General features: G+C 42.0%; 20 protein-coding genes. 15 read left to right on the top strand and 5 right to left on the bottom strand.

Annotation, left to right across the window (positions count from 1 at the left end; all coding sequences use genetic code 11):
- The first annotated feature begins 4 nt into the window (after positions 1–4).
- The 13 genes from P5G49_RS13525 to P5G49_RS13585 all read left to right on the top strand — a co-directional run bounded on the left by P5G49_RS13525 (position 5) and on the right by P5G49_RS13585 (position 12,110).
- The gene (locus P5G49_RS13525; RefSeq protein ID WP_301244584.1) at positions 5–274 is read left to right on the top strand and encodes a translation initiation factor 2; all 270 of its coding nucleotides are present in this window, start codon (positions 5–7) and stop codon (positions 272–274) included.
- A 163-nt stretch (positions 275–437) separates the two neighbouring features.
- The gene (gene aspA / locus P5G49_RS13530) at positions 438–1,853 is read left to right on the top strand and encodes an aspartate ammonia-lyase (RefSeq protein ID WP_301244586.1); all 1,416 of its coding nucleotides are present in this window, start codon (positions 438–440) and stop codon (positions 1,851–1,853) included.
- A 172-nt stretch (positions 1,854–2,025) separates the two neighbouring features.
- A complete protein-coding gene (locus tag P5G49_RS13535; RefSeq protein ID WP_301244587.1) occupies positions 2,026–3,240 on the top strand; it encodes an ISL3 family transposase in 1,215 nt (404 codons plus the stop codon).
- Positions 3,241–3,690: 450 nt separating this feature from the next.
- Entirely contained in the window at positions 3,691–5,061 is a 1,371-nt protein-coding gene (gene rlmD / locus P5G49_RS13540; protein WP_435877218.1) for a 23S rRNA (uracil(1939)-C(5))-methyltransferase RlmD, read from the top strand.
- A 106-nt stretch (positions 5,062–5,167) separates the two neighbouring features.
- On the top strand, positions 5,168–6,706 hold the full coding sequence (locus P5G49_RS13545) for a DEAD/DEAH box helicase (protein WP_435877219.1): 1,539 nt from the start codon (positions 5,168–5,170) through the stop codon (positions 6,704–6,706).
- A 16-nt stretch (positions 6,707–6,722) separates the two neighbouring features.
- Positions 6,723–7,523 (top strand): YqhG family protein, encoded by an 801-nt coding sequence (locus P5G49_RS13550; RefSeq protein WP_301244590.1) that lies wholly within the window; start codon positions 6,723–6,725, stop codon positions 7,521–7,523.
- Positions 7,524–7,610: 87 nt separating this feature from the next.
- Positions 7,611–8,012 carry a YuzC family spore coat inner layer protein gene (locus tag P5G49_RS13555; RefSeq protein ID WP_301244591.1) on the top strand — a complete coding sequence of 134 codons (402 nt, stop codon included), beginning with the start codon at positions 7,611–7,613 and terminating at the stop codon, positions 8,010–8,012.
- A gap of 142 nt (positions 8,013–8,154) precedes the next feature.
- Positions 8,155–9,363 (top strand): RtcB family protein, encoded by a 1,209-nt coding sequence (locus P5G49_RS13560; protein WP_301244593.1) that lies wholly within the window; start codon positions 8,155–8,157, stop codon positions 9,361–9,363.
- A gap of 156 nt (positions 9,364–9,519) precedes the next feature.
- Positions 9,520–9,999 carry a DUF2975 domain-containing protein gene (locus P5G49_RS13565; RefSeq protein ID WP_301244595.1) on the top strand — a complete coding sequence of 160 codons (480 nt, stop codon included), beginning with the start codon at positions 9,520–9,522 and terminating at the stop codon, positions 9,997–9,999.
- A gap of 9 nt (positions 10,000–10,008) precedes the next feature.
- The gene (locus tag P5G49_RS13570; RefSeq protein ID WP_301244597.1) at positions 10,009–10,221 is read left to right on the top strand and encodes a helix-turn-helix domain-containing protein; all 213 of its coding nucleotides are present in this window, start codon (positions 10,009–10,011) and stop codon (positions 10,219–10,221) included.
- Positions 10,222–10,247: 26 nt separating this feature from the next.
- Positions 10,248–11,096 (top strand): DUF817 domain-containing protein, encoded by an 849-nt coding sequence (locus P5G49_RS13575; RefSeq protein WP_301244599.1) that lies wholly within the window; start codon positions 10,248–10,250, stop codon positions 11,094–11,096.
- A gap of 212 nt (positions 11,097–11,308) precedes the next feature.
- Positions 11,309–11,662, top strand: coding sequence for a DUF5412 family protein (locus P5G49_RS13580; protein WP_301244658.1), 354 nt, complete (start codon positions 11,309–11,311; stop codon positions 11,660–11,662).
- A gap of 76 nt (positions 11,663–11,738) precedes the next feature.
- Entirely contained in the window at positions 11,739–12,110 is a 372-nt protein-coding gene (locus P5G49_RS13585; protein WP_301244601.1) for a nuclear transport factor 2 family protein, read from the top strand.
- Between the two features lie 48 nt (positions 12,111–12,158).
- Here the strand turns inward: P5G49_RS13585 and P5G49_RS13590 are convergent, their stop codons facing one another.
- Both P5G49_RS13590 and P5G49_RS13595 read right to left on the bottom strand, forming a co-directional pair.
- Positions 12,159–12,380: a hypothetical protein gene (locus P5G49_RS13590; protein WP_301244603.1), complete on the bottom strand. Its 222-nt coding sequence runs from the start codon at positions 12,378–12,380 to the stop codon at positions 12,159–12,161.
- 172 nt (positions 12,381–12,552) lie between these two features.
- Complete coding sequence (locus P5G49_RS13595) at positions 12,553–12,738, bottom strand: hypothetical protein (RefSeq protein WP_301244605.1); 186 nt, start codon at positions 12,736–12,738, stop codon at positions 12,553–12,555.
- A 139-nt stretch (positions 12,739–12,877) separates the two neighbouring features.
- Here P5G49_RS13595 and P5G49_RS13600 point away from each other — a divergent pair, with 139 nt between their 5' ends.
- The gene (locus P5G49_RS13600; RefSeq protein WP_301244607.1) at positions 12,878–14,464 is read left to right on the top strand and encodes a M2 family metallopeptidase; all 1,587 of its coding nucleotides are present in this window, start codon (positions 12,878–12,880) and stop codon (positions 14,462–14,464) included.
- A 27-nt stretch (positions 14,465–14,491) separates the two neighbouring features.
- A complete protein-coding gene (locus P5G49_RS13605) occupies positions 14,492–14,947 on the top strand; it encodes a DIP1984 family protein (protein ID WP_301244609.1) in 456 nt (151 codons plus the stop codon).
- 458 nt (positions 14,948–15,405) lie between these two features.
- Here P5G49_RS13605 and abc-f read toward each other — a convergent pair whose 3' ends face one another.
- The 3 genes from abc-f to P5G49_RS13620 all read right to left on the bottom strand — a co-directional run bounded on the left by abc-f (position 15,406) and on the right by P5G49_RS13620 (position 18,040).
- Positions 15,406–17,247 (bottom strand): ribosomal protection-like ABC-F family protein, encoded by a 1,842-nt coding sequence (abc-f, locus tag P5G49_RS13610; protein ID WP_301244611.1) that lies wholly within the window; start codon positions 17,245–17,247, stop codon positions 15,406–15,408.
- Between the two features lie 116 nt (positions 17,248–17,363).
- The gene (locus tag P5G49_RS13615; protein WP_301244613.1) at positions 17,364–17,483 is read right to left on the bottom strand and encodes an RAxF-45 family protein; all 120 of its coding nucleotides are present in this window, start codon (positions 17,481–17,483) and stop codon (positions 17,364–17,366) included.
- Between the two features lie 86 nt (positions 17,484–17,569).
- On the bottom strand, positions 17,570–18,040 hold the full coding sequence (locus P5G49_RS13620) for a DinB family protein (protein ID WP_301244615.1): 471 nt from the start codon (positions 18,038–18,040) through the stop codon (positions 17,570–17,572).
- Positions 18,041–18,044 lie beyond the last annotated feature (4 nt).

Genomic DNA, 18,044 nt, shown 5'->3' on the forward strand with positions numbered 1-18,044 from the left:
AGTAATGAATTATGATGAAAATTCCCGAGGCGATGATGACAAATCAACAGAGCTCTATATTGCAAGGATCACATTTATAGGCACACTTCTCTCCACATTAGGCGATGCTCTTCAAACTGTTGGAGCAGGAATTGCACTGCAACAGTTAGAAAAACCCAACCAACAGGGTACTCAAGATCAATCAAGTCAAATTGAATCAATGCAAAAACAAATTGATCAATTAACTAAAAAAATAGAGAGTATGGATAAGGGAAATAATAAACGACAAACGTAATCGTATTCTTAATCAATAAAACTTCACAATTGTTTAAAAAACGATAGCATTCTTCTTGTAAAAGGCGTACGATGTATATGGAACCGGGCGTGAAAATTAGTTGCTCGGGCATATTACATTGAACGCCTTTTGGCGATGTACGAATAGAGAGGAAAAGGTAAAAATGACATTTCAAACTGGTAGGATCGAAAGAGATTTCTTAGGGGAGAAAGAGGTTCCAGGACATGCATATTATGGAATTCAAACGATACGAGCGACAGAAAACTTTCCAATAACAAAGGAGCGTATGCATCCGGAGTTGATTCGCGCGATCGGTATTGTCAAAAAAGCCGCAGCTATTTCGAACGTTCTTGTGAATGATCTACCAAAGGACATTGGTCTTGCAATTGTCGAAGCTTCAGATGAAGTGATTGCAGGGACTTTATCCGACCATTTCATCGTCGATCCAATTCAAGGCGGTGCAGGAACTTCATTCAACATGAATGCGAACGAAGTTATTGCGAACCGTGCGCTTGAAATTATGGGTCGTGAAAAAGGCGACTATGGTTTCATTAGCCCGAATAACCACATCAATATGTCCCAGTCTACAAATGATGCTTTCCCGACTGCTATTAAAATTGCGACTCAACAATTGGTTAATCAGTTGTTAGAAACAATGGAAAAGTTCACGACTGAGCTGCAAGTAAAGGAACAGGAATTCGATGGAGTTATCAAAATGGGAAGAACCCACCTCCAGGACGCTGTTCCAATCAGACTTGGACAAGAATTCAGCGCTTACAGAAGTGTTATTGAACGCGATATCGAACGTATCGGAAGAACAAGGATCCATCTTTCTGAGATTAACATGGGCGCGACGGCAATCGGGACAGGCCTTAACGCAAATGCGCGATACATCGAAACAGCGGTCGAGCACCTCTGTGAAATCAGCGGCATGCCATTAGAGTCAGCTAATAACTTAATTGATTCCACACAGAACACAGATACATACACGGAATTGTCTTCCGCTCTGAAAATCTGTGCGATCAACCTTTCAAAAATGGCAAATGATTTACGTCTGATGGCATCTGGTCCGAGAGCTGGATTGAATGAACTCAATCTTCCAGCAAGACAACCGGGATCATCGATCATGCCAGGAAAAGTGAATCCGGTCATGGCTGAAGTGATGAACCAAATATCATTCCAAGTCATCGGTAACGATCATACAATTAGTATGGCATCTGAAGCGGGCCAATTCGAATTGAACGTTATGGAGCCTGTATTAGTCTATAACTTACTACAATCATTGACTATCCTGAACAATGGTATCGAAGTGTTCCGCAAATACTGCATTAGCGGCATTACTGCAAACGTTGAACAAATGCAAGAATATGTGGAAAGAAGCATCGGTACGATCACGGCGATTACTCCATACATCGGCTATGAAATGTCTTCAAAAATCGCAAGAGAATCATTTGAAACAGGTGTTCCGCTCAAGGAACTTTGCCTGCAATACAAGGTTCTTACTGCTGATGAATTGAATCAGTTATTGGATCCTTATAAAATGACAGAAATGAAAAGAGAAGGCGTCGTGCATTCTTAATTATATAAAATCTTTATCACACCCTCGGTTGCAAAAATTCAACCGGGGGTTTTTATTATAGGTTCTATAATATTTGTTGGGGTGTTCGTACAAATTCAATAAAAAAATGCACGTAAATCACCATTTCTTTTATACTTGAATTGTCGAGAAACAAGTAAACGAAAGGTGATACGTGCACATGAATTCTAACATGAATATTCCAGGATTAAAAGATGTAAACATTGAAAAGATAGAAGAGGTTGGAGAGCGGACTGCACTTCATGTTTCGCTTCCAAGGAAGCCCCACAAATGCCCAGCATGTGGGGCGATGACAACTAAGATTCATGATTATCGCATTCAGAAGATCAAGCACCTCAAGTGGTTTGAACGTTTAACAGTTCTTTTTTATAAACGTCGTAGGTATGCCTGTTCATGCGGAAAGCGCTTCTCAGAGACATCCCCCTTCGTGGATAAGTATCAACGCTATACGAAAGAGTGGAATCAAGTTGTACAAGTCCGATCAGTCAAGTCGAAAACATTCAAAGAAGCAGGAGAAGTACTTGGTACCTCTAGCTCGACAGTAATCCGCCGGTTCAAGGAAGTGGCGAAAAAGCAGATGAAAAGTGGTGTCCGATTACCAAAGGCCATTGCGATTGATGAATACAAGGGCGATACAGATGCCGGTACGTACCAACTGATTATTGCGGATGCAGAAACACACGAACCCCTTGATATCTTACCGAACCGAAGGAAAGAAACGATCAAGGATTATCTATGCCAATACGGGACTGACGTTGAGTTAGTGGTTATGGATATGAATCCAAGCTTTAAGGCAGCCGTAAAAAAGGCTTTGGGTCGCCCAGTTATTGTCGCAGACCGTTTTCATTTTTGTCGCTATATCTACTGGGCGCTTGATGAAGTTCGGCGGAAAGTGCAGAAAGAATGGCATGCGTATGACCGCAAGAAATGTAAAAGGATGCGGCATGTGTTATATAAACGTATCGAGAAATTAACGGAAAAAAACCGTTGGTATTTAGATCGATATCTAGGCATGTCTGATGAATTGAAGAAGGCATACGAACTGAAAGAGGCGTACTGTGAGTGGTTTGATTGGGCAAAGAATGCAGAGAATTTGGTAGAAGTGAAAAACCGACTAGAAGCCTTTTACCGTAAGGTAGAGAAAGCCGGTATCCCAGCTTTTTCAAGAGCTATTCAAACGTTCAAAAACTGGCAAGTAGAGATTTTGAATAGTTTTGGATTTAAGTATTCCAACGGTTTCCTTGAGGGCATTAACAATAAAACAAAAGTGATGAAGCGCAATGCCTATGGTTTTAGGCGTTTTGATCACTTTAAAGCAAAGATCTTATTAAACATTCGATATAAAGAAATTGGAGTTCATTTAGGATAAGGAGGATTTTCTTATAACAAAATTGGTATAAAAGAGTTTCGTTGATTGGAGCGAAAGGCGGCGACTCCTGCCGGAATAGCATGAGCTGAAGACCCTGGACTGAGCGAAGCGAGGGAAGCGGCTGAAGCCATGCCGGCGGAAAGCGTCCGCCTGTAGTGCAAATCAACATTATTCATAGCAAAATTTAAGTTAAAGAAAGTTAAAGGGTGATGTGCAAATCACATCACCCCAACATTTGATTTAGAACCTTATTATACATATGTATATGCCCCGAATTGTTCAATTCGGTATTAATTCAGAACCTGGTGAATCCAAGCGAATTCCGTTATAATAGGGCAGTATGTCACTTTTTGAAGCAGAAGTAGACAAGCCGTAAATTGGCGGCCTTTTAATAGATAAAGGAAATTTTGAAAGGAGAATCATCACTTGACCGTTATAGTAGGAGAGAAAATGGTTGCTGAAATCCACCGTTTGGACGCTAAAGGAAATGGCCAGGCTGCAATTTGGCGAGAGAATGAAAAGGGCAACCTGAGAAAGTTGAAGCTCATCATTCCGCAGTCATTGCCGGGGGAAACCGTGCAAGTTGTTGTAGATGATCCGTCTATGAGATGGACGAAGACTTTGCCAGAAGAAATATTGGTCGCAAACCCGGACCGAGTAGAGGCGCCTTGCCCACATTTCGAGCTTTGCGGAGGCTGTGTCTGGCAGCACTGGAGCTACGAGGGACAGCTGAAGCATAAGACGAATCATGTGAAAGAAGCTTTGCAAAGCGTAGGGATGAATCCGGGGCTTGTAGAGGACACAATTGGCATGGACGACCAATGGCATTACCGAAACAAAATGGAATTCACGTTTTCACCTGAAGGCAATCTTGGATTGCATGAACAAGGGAATTTCCGTAAAATTATTCCTCTTGAAACATGTCTGATCGCTGGCCGCAACATGGTCGATGCGACGATGGAAGTTAGTGAATGGGTGAAAGGGTTCGGCCTTACAGGCTATAATAAAGACACTCATGAAGGGCTACTTCGTCACTTGATGGTCCGTGAATCATTTGAAACAGGAGAAATCATGCTTTCATTGTTTGCGACAGAAGCTCCGACTGGTGACATAGCGTCAGCAGTTGAAAATTTGATTGACCGGATTACTGATAAGTTTCCGAATGTGAAAAGCTTGCTCTGGCATGTAAATACAGATTTGGCGGACCGCACACAATCTGAAGATACCTTTGTGTTGGCAGGTCGAGATTTCATCTATGATGAATTAGGAGGATATCGTTACCGCCTATGGTTCGACACATTCTTCCAGACGAACCCTGTTCAAGCGCAGAAGCTTGTCGACCTTGCACTGGAAATGGGCAAGCCGCAGGAAGATGAAAAAATGATCGATCTATTTTGTGGTGTGGGAACGTTCTCCTTGCCGTTTGCTGCTCGCGTTAAAGAATTGGCAGGCATCGAGATTGTTGAAAAATCGATTGAATCTGCAAAACGGAATGCTTTGGATAACGATTTGCATAACACAACATTCCTTGCTCGCGACGCACGAAAAGGAATTGACGAGATTCATGAAAGCTGGGGCTTGGCAGACATATTATTAGTCGACCCGCCACGTTGCGGTGCTGGCGGCAAAGTGATGCGTCGAATCGGCCGATCCCAACCGAAACGAATCGTATATGTATCATGCAACCCGGATACATTTGCAACAGACATTGCGGAATTAGTGCCGTTCGGCTATAAACTTCAAAAAGTGCAGCCGGTTGACTTATTCCCGAACACTGTACATGTGGAATGCGTTGCGTTATTGACTTTGGATGCGGAATAAAATGAAATGAAGCTCTCTTCGTAAGTGGAAGAGGGCTTTTTTGATGGCACAAACACATAGTAACTTCATTTCTGGACATTCTAACAAGAAAATATCGGATGAGGGGATGTTTATGAAAATTGAAAGATCGTCCGAATGGAAAGAGGGCTTTGAGGAACGATTAGAGAACCGGCAGGTTTGGGATAATTGGACGTTATATAAGATGTGCTATGAGGTGGAAAAAGTTAGGCTGATCAAAGATTTCAACGGACTTCAAGCACCAAATTTTTTACCCGGGCTTAAGCCTTATCCTCACCAAGTGGAGGCGGCACAAACGGTTATTGAGAGGATGAATGGGAAAGCGATATTAGCTGATGAGGTTGGTCTCGGAAAAACCATTCAAGCAGGCCTAATCTTAAAAGAATACTTGATCAGGGGCCTTGTTAAAAAAGCGCTTATTCTTGTCCCTGCATCTCTTATTAATCAATGGATTGAAGAACTGAACCAAAAATTCCATATTCCTGTCGTGCAATACAATAAAAAATACGATATGAGTTATTGTGATATTGTTGTCTGCAGTATGGACATGGCGAAAAGAAGCCCCCATAGAGAAAATATTTACAATCAGGATTATGATTTGATCATCATCGATGAGGCACATAAATTAAAAAACCCTAAGACGAAAAACTATGAGTTCGTACAAAATCTTAAAAAGAAATTTTGCTTATTATTAACTGCGACACCAATTCAAAACGATGTGTTTGAGCTGTTTAATTTAATTTCTTTATTAAAACCCGGGCATCTCGGCAACTTTGAGACTTTCCAATCAGTATTCTCCGCGAGTAAACATAACGTTGAAGAAGATGAGTTTTTAAAAGAATTGATCAATCAAGTGATGGTCAGGAATTCGCGGCATGAAACGGGAATCGAGTGGACGAACCGCCGTGTTCAAATTATCCCTCTTGAGTTCAGTGAAAAGGAAAAAGAAGTGTATGATATGATCTCGGAATTGAAGCATGTATCTCCCGTTTTTTCCGGTGCGTTTTCAATGATTACATTGCAAAAAGAAATATGCAGCAGTAAACATGCGGCTTACCTAACTTTGAACGAAATGCGGAAAAAATGTACTAACCCCGAAGAAGTTTCATTCACGGATGAGATCATAGTAAAAATTTCTCAACTCGATACGAATACAAAAGCGGAAAAGGCTTATGAAATTATCAAAGAAGCTAATGGTGAGAAAGTCATTATCTTTACGGAATACCGCGCAAGCCAAGCATTCTTGCAAAATTTTCTATATGAAAAAGGGATCATCAGTGTCCCGTTCAATGGGAAATTCAGCAAAAGTAAACGTGAGTGGATGAAGCAATTATTTAAAGAGAAAGCCCAAGTGCTGATCGCTACAGAATCTGGCAGCGAGGGGATAAACCTTCAATTTTGCCATCATGTCATCAATTATGATTTGCCGTGGAATCCGATGAAGCTTGAGCAACGGATCGGACGTGTACACAGGTTAGGTCAAGAGCATGATGTTAATATATACAATTTGGCCATTAAACATACAATTGAAGACCATATATTAGAGTTACTGAATGTGAAAATTGGCGTCTTTGAAAAAGTGGTGGGCGAGTTGGATGATATTCTGACATTTAAAATGTCTATATAGCCCAAGGAGGTAGTGTATGTACCCACAACAGATTCATCAATATATAAGGCAGTTTTTCAAGGAGAATAATTGCGAAATCATTCGGGAAAGTGACAATTTCATCAATGTGCAATTGACGATTGAAATGGATAAACGAATTATGAACCGGCCATTTTACTGGAAGTACCTCGAAAGCACGGGAGACGAGCCGAAGCCTGCGCAGCTGACATTAATAACCGATAAGAATCGACTTACGGAAGGTATTGCTGGAGAGGTCGTGCATTACGGTTCGCCCCGCCTTAACCAATTATTTAAAGTGACGAAAGAGCTTGGCTCATTTGTGCAAATGTATGAAGAACCTGCAAATCCAAGTGGAGAGCAAACGATTTTGACGCCGTGGGTTGGAGTCAATTATAAAATTACGTATTCCAGTGATCGAACGAAGGAGATTCTTTATTCGTTAGGCATCAATCTACTAACGGGCGCCATTCTAAACGGTTTCCAGGAGTCAATCTGTCTTTTGAATTTGGGGAGCAGGATTGCGCCGAACACTTTCCACGTACCTTATATTATCAAACCGATACGTGCACTTGAACGACTGGATGCTGTCATTGAGAACCAAATTTTGCATGATGACCATACATGGGCGGAGGAAGCAAAGGAAAGACTTCGAAAGGACTTGCTTGTGTTGGAGTATTTTTACAGAGATATTGAGGAAGCGGACCGTCCAGAATGCTATGAGAGTGAGAAGAAAGCGATGGAGGAACAGTATGAGACGAAGGTGAAGATTGAGGTTATCAATGGAGGTCTGTTTTATTTGTATACAAATGTAGGATAATGTTGGTTAAACTTAGGCGATAGGCACCTCACACATGGGAATTCATCCTGCATATACTGTAGAGATTGCGTTAAAGGAGGAGAACCAATGCATTATTGGTATTTCCCATACAGTGTTCATGTAGCCTATCCGCCGGTTATTCGACAAGTTTCAGCCCCGTTAGCTATCACAGAAAACATGACAGCCTTCCCAAGTAAAAGCACCTCTTATCCACCTGTTAATACAACCCGGTTCACCAATTCCGCGAAACATTCTTTGGAATTGTTCAAACAGGCCGAACTGTTAGTAAGAAAAATTTCGGAATCTGAAACTTTTGCTAACGAATTGATGACGGCTGCTCAGCGATCTGATCAGAAAAAAGTGGACGAAATGAGCGCGTCAGTAGGAATCACTGCTAAATTTGAGGCGAAATTCATACCAGAGGGATTTAGGATCGAACTTCAAAGCGGAGACAAGGATGGTAAAGTGATAGTCAATCTTCGTTGGTAATAAGATCTGTCGCCCTAATTTACTTGTTCCTTTAATTGAAAACAGCAATGCATGCCAAACCTTTTGGCGTGCATTGCTGTTTTCTTTAGTGCGTATGTATGGAACAATAGAAGATACAGAAACGGAAAGGGCGGATAAGGGGATGAAGAAAAAGATTTTTGGTATCCATGATGATAATACGTTGCGACAGTTCAAAAATTGTTTGCGCACGGGGCAAGTGGTGGGCGGTGTGTTATGTGCTGATGGGCATTACGGATATAGCCAGCCGGTTGGGGGCGTTGTCGTGTATGATGGGCAAATTTCCCCTTCTGGTGTAGGGTATGACATTGCTTGCGGGAACAAGGCAGTCCGCACCAACTTGAAATGGTCAGAAGTCGAAAAGGATCTACCTCGCATTATGGATGAAATTGCGTCTTCTATCTCGTTTGGTGTTGGACGTAAAAATAAGAAAAAGGTGGACCATGAATTATTCGATGATCCGGATTGGGACGTTTATAAGGAAATCGGCAAGCAGGAGCATGACCGGCTAAAGAAATTGGCGATTGATCAATTGGGAACGGTAGGCGCAGGGAACCATTTCGTCGATATACTCATGGAGAAAGAAACAGGAGATGTATGGGTCGCAAATCATTTCGGCAGCAGGGGGTTCGGCCATAAGACGGCAAGCGGATTTTTGAACTTAGCAAATGGCAGGGGTTTTTCCGATCGTGCACCGGGTGAAAGTATGGAGCAAGCACCGACATTAATTGATTTGGATAGCGAATTGGGCGATCTTTATTATCGAGCGATGACGTTAAGCGGAAAATATGCTTATGCTGGAAGGAATTACGTAATGGATGAAGTACTATCGATTTTAGGTACCACTTCCGAATTTGAAGTGCATAATCACCATAATTACGCATGGAAAGAAACTCACTTCGGCAAGGAGTACATCGTCGTTAGAAAAGGGGCAACACCTTCAGCGCTGGGGCAATTAGGTTTCATCGGTGGCAGTATGGGTGATATTTCCGTGATAGTCCGCGGTAAAGAGAATGAAGCGAATGCGGATGCCTTCTATAGTACGGTTCACGGGGCTGGTCGTATCATGAGCCGAACGGAAGCGGCCGGCCGGATGAATTGGAAAACCCGTACAAGGTCTGGCGGTAAGATTACACAGGAACGTATGGATCAAGCCATCCAAAAGTACGGTGTCGAATTGCGTGGTGGTGGAACGGATGAAAGCCCGTTCGTCTATCGCAAATTGCGTGACGTGTTAGTTGCACATGAAGATACGATTGATGTCCTCCACACATTAAAACCGGTCGGAGTTTGCATGGCTGGTGCGAATGAATATGATCCGTATAAGGATTGAGAATTATTTCATAGGAAGAAGCCAATCATATTCTGTTTGATTGGCTTTTTCGTATTCAAAAACAATAATAAAGCATCCCTATTCAATATATATTTATTGTAATTCGATAAATACCGTGGTAAAGTCATATTAAATTAATTTAGTGAGGTGCATTTTATGAAACGTGAAACACTCTTTTTAAAGTTGGCGCTCGTTCTTATGGGGATTCCAATACTCGCAATCTGCATATTTGTCGTGCCGAATATAGCGGAATTCGCAGCAGAGCTATATCCAACGATGCCATATTTAAGATATCTTGTATTAGTCGATTTGTATGCATCAGCAATTCCTTTTTATTTTGCTCTATTTCAGGCCTTTAAGCTGTTAAGTTATATCGATAAGGATGAGGCGTTCTCGGATTTATCCGTGAAAGCATTAAAAAATATTAAATACTGTGCGCTTATTATCAGTGGCGTTTACGTGATTGGCATGCCGCTCTTTTATCTCATGGCGGAAATGGATGATGCACCGGGCATTATATTAATCGGGTTGGTTATCATTTTTGCTTCATTTGTTATAGCGGTTTTTGCGGCAGTTCTCCAAAAACTATTGGCCCGGGCCATTGAAATTAAATCAGAAAATGAATTAACGGTCTGAGGTGAAAACATGGCGATTATTATTAATATTGACGTGATGCTTGCTAAAAGGAAAATGGGTGTAACAGAGCTGTCTGAGAAAGTCGGAATTACGATGGCAAATCTCTCCATATTGAAAAATGGCAAGGCAAAGGCGATTCGATTATCAACGCTCGAAGGGATCTGCAAGGCGCTCGAATGCCAACCTGGGGATATTTTGGAGTATCGAAGTGATGAGGATTAAGAATAAAGTGATTTGGAGGTGAGTGTATGAGCCAATTTAGCAACTATTCAAAGCAGGATTTACATCTATTAGGCAGAAGTTCCTTTGTGATAAAAACTAGGAGAGCATTCCAACAACTTGTTCGTTTTGGTTGGGAGCAGGCATTGTCCTGCCTGTTTCCTGTCGTGATTTTTGCCTCATTGGCTGTTACGCAAGTTTTGCCGCTCCCTTTTCTGCCCCGGTATGATTGGTTGTTAGTCATCTTCGTATTGATGCAATGGTGGATGGTGCGCTCCGGGATTGAAACACGAGATGAACTGAAGGTCATCACATTATTCCACCTCATCGGTCTAACTCTTGAGATTTTCAAAGTGAATATGGGTTCGTGGTCCTATCCGGAGGAAGGGTATTCCAAAGTGTTGGGGGTGCCTTTGTATAGCGGATTCATGTATGCAAGTGTAGCGAGCTATCTTTGCCAGGCGTGGCGTAGGATGGATGTCGAACTTATTAAATGGCCGCCTTTTTGGATTGTTGTCCCTCTGGCATCCGCAATCTATCTGAACTTTTTTATCCATCATTTTTGGATTGACGTGCGTTGGTGGTTATCCGGACTTGTGATTATTGTTTTTGGGCGTTCATGGGTCACTTACGTTGTTGGTGGGAAACGATATCGAATGCCAATTGCACTATCTTTTGTACTCATCGGATTTTTCATCTGGGTTGCCGAAAATATCGCAACATTCTTCGGGGCGTGGAAATATCCAAACCAAACCGATGCCTGGAGTCTCGTTCATTTAGGGAAGGTGAGTTCATGGCTTTTATTAGTGATTGTAAGCTTTCTCATCGTTGCTACCTTGAAGAGGGTAAAAGGGAGGAAGCAAAACGCAACGGAGTAAATGGGTAAGTGGGGTGCTATTATTCTAATTTTGTTTGGTCTATTAATTTCATTTGTTACACTAATTATACTTTTGGTTTTCTTCGTTATGGTTACAATTTCACTTGTTAAAAAGAAACCATTTCCTAAAAAGACATTGCTTACAGTGGTATCTGGAATGGTAATTGTATCCTTAATATATGTATACGAGGTGTTTTTTTTTCATTTAATGAAATTAACAAAACCTATATTCAAAACGGACCTGGTCCTGTTTTATCACCCACAGGTGAATTTACAGCTAATGCTTACTACGAACCGTATGGCGGTGCAGCAGGAGGGGTTAATATGTGGGTAGAAATAACAAAGCACAATGAAAATGATATTAAAAAAGTAATATATTACAGCGATGCGAATGACAATATTCTTTTAGATTGGGTAGATGAAAAAACGTTGTTCATAACAAACGCAGGACCCTATAAAAGCAACAGCATCAAATTGGATGTAGAGCATGAGATTTATCATGATAGGGGTTTAGCCTGTCGGAGTTGGTTATTGAAAGATGAGTATGAAACTTGTTATCAGAAATAGTCTTTTAATAGAGGATTTCAATATTTCGTATCGAATTAACTATACTGACAGCTAATTTTAAAAAGGGGTTTTATACTTGGAAAACTATAAAGAGAAAGCAGTAACTTTTCTTCAATTAATCGTCGCGGGAAAAATTGATGAGGCGTACGAAACATACGTAAGTCCGGATTTGCGTCATCATAATCCATACTTTCCTGGGGATGCAGAGTCATTGAAGCAGGCGATGAAAGAGAATGATGGCATGAGCCCGAACAAGACGCTTGATGTGAAACAAGCGATAGAAGAGGGAGAAAAGGTAATGATTTTTTCCCATATTAAACAAAACCCGGAAGACCTTGGCGGAGCCGTTGTCCATATTTTCCGTTTCCAAGAAGGCAAGATTGTTGAAATGTGGGATGTCGGACAAGCAGTACCAGAAGATTCACCGAATGAGAATGGGATATTTTAATAAAGGGCAGGCAATCATACAAATTGATGATTGCCTGCCCATATTTATTTACCTTCTCCTCTTTCTCGGATCACTTTCGACCTTCTTGCTTCTATCAACGATTACTTCAAACTCAACAAATACAAAATATCGGTTTTCATCCATCTCTTGAACATTGACCACTTTTCCGTTTCGGCCTTTAATCCTAACATTATCACCAATGGTAGGTATCGTTCTTAACGCTTGATTGAGTACATACGTATTATTTTCATAGAAGTGAATGGAATACATATTCTTGTCCCCTTTGTGGTAGTTTGATAGTAGATTCCATTCATTCTATGAAGGGGACAGGAATTTAGAACGTGCGGGACACTCCGATTGGTAAATCAAAAATAAAAACGGTAAGTCAATGATGGTTGTCCATCAATGGCTTACCGTAATGTATTAATTATATTGACAGATGTTATTTTTCTTTTTCGCGTTTTAGTGGTGTGTCGTAGATATCGCCTTTCACGTCAAAGTCCTTTGCAAGTTCTTGGCTGCGGTTTTCTCCGAGATCATTCGTATTGCTGTTCGTGTTCAAGCCCCTCTTGTACAGTTCTAAACTATTATGAGTCCTTTCGTTCATCGTCTTTTTGTTGTTTTTCATGGAATGGTCACCTCCTACTTCGTACTATGCACGGGATTGGAAGATGTATGCATACTGCATTGCAATTCACACTCATAAAAGGGATTTTCGCTCCGCTTGTCGAATAGTGTAAGAACGAAATAGAAAAGGGGAAGTGCACATGACGGTTGAACAGTTTTTAGAGGAGCAAAATAAAACGATTAGGGATTTTCACATAACAAGAGCCAATAGTTCTTGGATGGCGGCGACAACAGGGGAAGATGAATGGAATAAAAAAACGGCAGCTGCGTCGAATGCAGTGAACGTCTATCTTTCAAATCCAGAACGTTTTGAGCAAGTGAAGGCGTATCTTGCGCAAGAAGACTTAACGACAATCCAGCGTCGCCAACTAGAAGATCTTCAAACAGGTATGGCTGGAAAGCAGATTCCAGAAGATGATTTAAAAGAAATGGTGGAGCGCTCTACGGAATTGATCGGCATATTTAATACATTCCGCGCAACCATTGATGGTAAATCGGTATCTGAAAATGATGTTCGCCAAATTTTGATAAAGAGCAATGATTCGGCTGAACGTGAAGAAGCGTGGCATGCGAGTAAGCAGATCGGGAAGGAAGTAGAGGAAAAGCTATTAACCCTTGTCAGAAAACGGAACGAAGTCGCGCGTTCATTAGGATACGAAAACTACCATCAAATGAGTTTCGAGCATCAAGAACTTGATCGGGACGAGATATTTTCTATCTTCCATAAGCTAAAGGACCTTTCCGATGAGCCATTCCGCCAGATGAAACTTGAGTTGGATAGCGAATTAGCGGAGCGCTTTGGTGTTTCTATCGATGGGCTTCGTCCTTGGCATTATGCAGACCCGTTTTTCCAAGAAGCACCGCCTTCCAAAGACTTGGACTTAGATCCGTTCTACGAAGGGAAGGATCTTGAGCACCTGACAATTGAAACATTCAAAAGCATGGGGATGGATATTACGGATATGTTAGCGAACAGCGATCTATATCCGCGTGATAAAAAGAATCAGCATGCGTTTTGTTCAGACCTTAACCGGGAAGGCGACGTCCGCGTATTGTGCAACAATGTTCCATCCGATTATTGGTCGACAACGATGTTGCATGAATTCGGACATGCCGTTTATTTCAAATACGTAGATCCGACACTTCCATTCCTATTAAGATCTTGTGCACATACACTGACTACGGAAGCGATAGCGATGCTGTATGGTCGTTTCGCGAAAAATCCGGATTGGCTCCAGCAGTTTTTAGGGATAGACGATGCTGAAGTGGCGGAATTGGAGCCGCTTATCAATGAATCCTTGCGTAAGCAAATGCTTATCGCAGGTCGTTGGATCATGACGTTTTCATTCTTTGAACGCGAACTGTATGAAAACCCGGATCAGGATTTGAATAAATTGTGGTGGAAACTCGTAAAGGATGTACAATTCGTCAATCCGCCTGAAGAGCAAGACTTCCCGCATTGGGCAGCGAAAATCCACTTTACGCTTGCTCCGGTTTATTATCAAAACTATTTATTGGGTGAACTGACGACGTCCCAACTGCAAGCTTATATAGAGAAGAATATATCCAAGGATCTGTTCACTCCTAAAGTCGGGGCCTATTTGGTGGACGAGTTTTTTAAACCGGGTGCACTTTATCCATGGAATGAAAAGATTGAAAGAACGACCGGCGAGAAGTTGAATCCCCAGTATTTCATTGACCAGTTTGTGTCGGGGGTATTGGTTTAATAGAATCAAAGCAAGGGAGAGGTTTGGATGAAGCTTGCGGAGGCATTGATTGCACGGGCGGATTACCAGAAAAGGATTGAACAGCTGAAAAAACGGATTGGGATGAACCTGAAAATCCAAGAGGGGGAGGAGCCTGCGGAGGATCCGAATGCGATGCTCACGGAACTTGACGGTATCATAAAAGAAGTGACCCTCTTAATTCAGCGAATCAATAAAACGAACTGCTCCGTCAAATTTGATGAAACTCGCACGCTTGCCGATGCATTAGTCGAGCGTGATCAGAAATGGGATAAACGATTGATCTTGTCCAAATTTGCGGAGGAGGCGTCTATCCGGAACGATCGTTACAGCCGTACTGAAATCAAGATCATCAGCACGGTGGACGTTAAAGCGATTCAAAAGCAGGTCGACCAATTATCGAAAGAGTTCAGGGAGCTTGATACGAAAATCCAAGGATTAAATTGGACTGTTGAATTGATGTAGATCGGGCATGCCCGAAGAACAGTTTGCAAGTCGGTAGCTGCTTATGGCAAAGGTGAGTGCAATCCCGCCGACTGGGGAAGTCGGACTCAATGGTAGGTAGATGGGGCTATACCAATCGGTTCGAATCCGTCATGAACAATTGACGCCCAGTACTGTGACAATTGTACAAATCGAATGTTAATGTAATGACCATGCACTAATTTGCGTAGGCAGTGAGGGTGGGATAGGGGTTCCTTTATGGGGAGAGAAGGCATCTATGCTTGAGGCGTAGGTGCTTTTTTGTGTTTATTCGTTTTCGGAGGGCTTTATGAGTTTTTAAGTACGTTTATGCGTGTCTTGGAAGGTATATGCGTGATTTATTGGGTTTATAAGCTTTTGGATGAAGTTATGCATATTTTATAAAAAACGTCCCAACACCAGCTCATCAATAGGTGTCGGGACGTTTTATGAATTAAAGTTTACTCTGCTTCTGCCATCCATGATTCATAATAGGAGGTTAGTGTTTTCTCTAAATCTGCTATTAGGGATTTATTCATTTCCAAGCCTTGCTCCTTCAATAAAGCAAGTTCAGCTTCTAACTTTGCTATTTCAGCTTCAAGGTCAATTGATGTTGTTGTTTTCTTTTTGACATTAGCCTTCGGTTTTACTACTACTACTACTTCTTCATCTTCTTCAGTTCGAATTTCCCGCCATTTCTCTCGAGCCCAATCGAACGGACCTTCAAAAGTGGATAGAGTACCATTTTCCAGCCATGCAGTGCGGAGGAAGAGTTTATTCAGGAAATATCTATCATGGGAAACGGCTAAGATTGTGCCCGGGAAGTCTTCAAGTGCCTCCTCCAAAACTTCTCTCGACTCGATGTCAAGATGGTTTGTCGGCTCATCCAACACGAGGAAGTTAATATCTTGATGCATTAATTGTGCTAGCCGCAACCGCATTCGCTCGCCGCCACTTAAATCAGAAATCCGCTTGAACACATCAGGTCCGTAAAACATGAACTTAGCAAGAATATGCCTTGCATCGCCCTCTGCGACACTTACACCATCCCGGAATACATCTATTAATCGGGCTTTTGGATTGGCGATTTCAAAGTGTTGAGAAAGGCTTCCTACTTTCACATTGCTACCCAATTTGCTCAACCCGCTGTCTACAGGCAATTCGCCTAAAAGAGCCTTCAAAATGGTCGATTTTCCACTACCATTACGACCGACAATTGCCATCCGGTCTTTCCAATATACGTTGAGGTTCGCATCCTTCAGCAACAGCTGTTCACCGAAAGATTTCGAAACAGCTTCCATCACAACGACTTCTTTCCCGCTTCGTGGTGCGGCCTCAAAAGCGAGGGCCATTTTCTTCGGGTCGATCAACGGTTTTCGGACTTTTTCCATTCGTTCCAGTGCTCTTTCCATATTGCGCGCTTGTCGATGAAGACCCGCATTCGGAGGATTGGCTTGATTCGCCCATATTCTCAATCGCTTGATAGCTTCCCTCATCTTCCGAATCTTTTTCTGCTGTTCTTCGTATTCTTGAAACTCACGCAACAGTTGTTGTTCCTTTTCAATGACGAAAGAGGAATAATCTCCGTGATAAATCCCGATCTCACCATCTTCCAAATCAGCAACCTTCGTCACGACTCGATCAAGAAAATAACGGTCATGAGAAACGATGACGACCGTTCCTGTATATCCGTTCAGAAACTCCTCGAGCCATTCCACTGCAAAAAGATCGAGATGGTTCGTCGGTTCATCTAATAGCAACAGATCTGGTTTCGTCAATAAAAGCCTTCCAAGCATAATTTTCGTCTGCTCGCCGCCGCTTAATTGATCGAATGTCCTTTTAATAAATGGGCTGAGTTGCAGTCCGGTAATGATACTGGCGACTTCCGAATCCATCGAATAACCATTTCGATTCGTGAACGTTTCCTGTAAGTCACCGTACCGCTTTAAAAGTCTTTCCATTTCATCAGGTCCTGCGTTAGCCATTTTCATCTCAAGGTCAGCCATCTGTGCTTGCATTTCGCTTAAATCTTCAAATGCTGTATAAAGGACATCCAAGCCTGTCGTTGTTTTATCAAATGAAGGAATCTGCGCCAAATAGCCGATGGTCATCCCTTTTTTAAAGTGAATGGACCCACTATCAGGCATCTCAACTCCCGCGATCAGTTTGAATAAAGTTGTCTTTCCACTTCCATTCCGTCCAACAACGCCCAATCGCTCCCCAGTTTTAATATCCAATGATAAATCTTCAAAAATACTATTTCCACCAAGCATTTTACTAATATTTTGTACTGTACAGATCATTGATTTCCGCTTCCTTTCGATTTTATACACGAAATTCGGCAACAAAAAAAGACCGCGTTTAAGCGATCTTCCCCTTAAAATTAATGTAAGGATTGAAGTGCCAAACAGCTGTGTAATTACTGAAATTGTTTAAAAAAGGGCATACCTATCCCGTTATGCACAATTTCATGAGTAATCGCACATGAAGTGGCTAAATATTCCAATAGAATTTCACGTGCATACACAGTGTCCAACATTCAATCCTCACCTCCGTTCACTAAGTAGTGGGAAAAGTTTAACATAAATTTGCAGTTAAAGCAATAGGGTCATTAAGGCAAAAGCTTTACTGCATTTCTTTAGTCGGGCCCATTACACCAGGGACCGTCAACCCTGATTGTCGCAATAACACAGTCATTTGACCACGGTGATGCGTTTGGTGATCGATAAATGTGCGTAGCAACTTACCACGTGAGATTTCAGTCCCGAATGCAGGAACTTTTTCAGTCAATGAGTCATCTGTAAGGTTTGCTACTGCTTTTTCCATGGATTCCATCACTTTTTCATATGCTCCAACGATTGCTGTCACGTCTGTGGGTACCGGCTCCTTATGTGCAGGTACTTCGACTTCCAATCCAGATAGGCCGCCAAAGAAACCGGCTGATCCAACTAAATGCCACGCCAACCAGCCAAGCGTACTATGCCCCTCGACGATTGCCTGATCCAATTTTTCATTCGTAATCGCCTTGATGACATTCAGCGTTCCACTAGCTGATGCGTTCCAATCTTCATTAAAATCCTCTACTTTACGATACATATGA

Origin of the sequence: Sporosarcina highlanderae (assembly GCF_030433715.1) — a bacterium.
Classification (GTDB): domain Bacteria; phylum Bacillota; class Bacilli; order Bacillales_A; family Planococcaceae; genus Sporosarcina; species Sporosarcina highlanderae.